General features: G+C 64.3%; 2 protein-coding genes. One reads left to right on the top strand and one right to left on the bottom strand.

The annotated features are described in order from the left end of the window. Window positions 1-186, bottom strand: a 186-nt coding sequence (locus EN745_RS35450) for a hypothetical protein (protein WP_145992361.1), incomplete at its 3' end; no start/stop codon positions are given. Window positions 187-203: 17 nt separating this feature from the next. On the opposite strand from EN745_RS35450, the gene EN745_RS35445 reads away from it, so the two are divergent. Then, window positions 204-746, top strand: a 543-nt coding sequence (locus tag EN745_RS35445; protein ID WP_145992360.1) for a DUF1194 domain-containing protein, incomplete at its 3' end; no start/stop codon positions are given.

The following is a 746-nucleotide window of genomic DNA, read 5'->3' as shown; positions in this document are numbered from 1 at the left end:
AGATAGACCGCCGCACGCTGCGCGCAAGAAGAAGTGAGCGATAGAGCGGCGGTCTATCTCTTTGTTTTCGCGCAATTCCGGACGGAAGGCTACGGCGAAGTCGCCGAGCCTGACCCTTTCACGCTTTTGCTGGAATTGCTCCAGCTTTATTTCGCCGTGATCGGCGCGGAAGATGATGCGCGTCAAACCGGACGCACGCGACCATGTTCGACATGCTCAGCCTGCTTGCCTGTCTCGGCTGCGCTCAGGCAACGCCCTTGCCGATGCCAGCCGCGCCAGCCGCTGTGGATGTCGAACTGGTGCTTGCGGTCGACATCTCGACGTCGATGGACGAGCGCGAGTTCGCGCTGCAGCGCGCCGGCTATGTCGAGGCGCTCAGGCATCCGGACTTCATCAAGGCGGTGCGAGCTGGCACCAACGGCCGCATCGCGATCGCCTATTTCGAGTGGGCGGGCACCATCCGCGACGACGCGGTGCTTGCCTGGCAGATCATTGATGGCAGCGACAGCGCCGATGCCTTCGCTGACGGGATCGCGGCGCGGCCCTTCCGCAGCTTCCGTGGCACTTCAATCTCCGGCGCGCTCGCCTTCGGCACCGGGCTCTTCGGGCAAAGCGCCTTCAAGACGCAGCGGCGCGTCATCGACATTTCCGGCGACGGCCCCAACAACACCGGTCCGCCAGTCACCACGGAGCGCGACGCGGCTTTGGCCAAGGGCATCATCGTCAACGGCCTGCCGATCCTGATC

The sequence above is a fragment of the Mesorhizobium sp. M4A.F.Ca.ET.022.05.2.1 genome, from assembly GCF_003998845.1.
GTDB lineage: Bacteria > Pseudomonadota > Alphaproteobacteria > Rhizobiales > Rhizobiaceae > Mesorhizobium.
This window is presented reverse-complemented; position numbering and strand designations above follow the sequence as displayed.